Annotated in this window: 1 protein-coding gene; it reads left to right on the top strand. The window is 72.3% G+C overall.

The genetic code is table 11. The features are described 5' to 3' along the window. A partial coding sequence (locus tag AAE045_RS23965) for a hypothetical protein (protein ID WP_455549799.1) occupies positions 1-401 on the top strand: 401 nt, incomplete at its 5' end. Positions 402-574 lie beyond the last annotated feature (173 nt).

Here is a 574-nt window from a genome sequence, read left to right as displayed (position 1 = left end):
AGCGGCTGGATCCGCAGGCGCTGGCCGACGTAGGGCTGACCCCGGCCCAGCTGCAGGCCCTGAACCGCCTGCTGCGCCAGGCCCAGGCCGATGCCCCCGCCCCGGTGGCCGTCGCGGCGGCACCTGCCGCAGGCCGGGGTGTGCCGACGCCGGCCCCGATGTTCCCCGGGCTGGACGACGGCCCCATCAACGCCAAGGTCACCGGCCAGGTGGACGGCTGGGCCCCCGGCACGGTGTTCACCCTGGACAACGGCCAGCAGTGGCAGGTACTCAAGGGCGAGATGAAGCTCAAGACCGCCCGCAGCAACCCCGGGATCGTCGTGGTGCCGGGCATCGCCGGGCGCTGGTTCCTGCAGGTGGATGAAGACCTGCCCAAGGCGCGGGTATTCCGCATCCGCTGACGGGACGACCCGTGGCGCCGGTCAGCCGGGTGGCGCCCGGCGCCACACCGGGCGCGCATCGGTGCGAAAATGGTCGGGATCTTCACGGAGTACCTCGATGACCCGTACCGCTCTGATTACTGGCGCCACGTCCGGCTTTGGCGCCGCCGCTGTCCACCGTTTCGCCCAGGCCG

It is taken from the genome of Dryocola clanedunensis (assembly GCF_038405435.1).
GTDB lineage: Bacteria > Pseudomonadota > Gammaproteobacteria > Enterobacterales > Enterobacteriaceae > Dryocola > Dryocola clanedunensis_A.
Note: the sequence above shows the minus strand (reverse complement) of the source record. Positions and strands in the feature narration are given on the sequence as shown.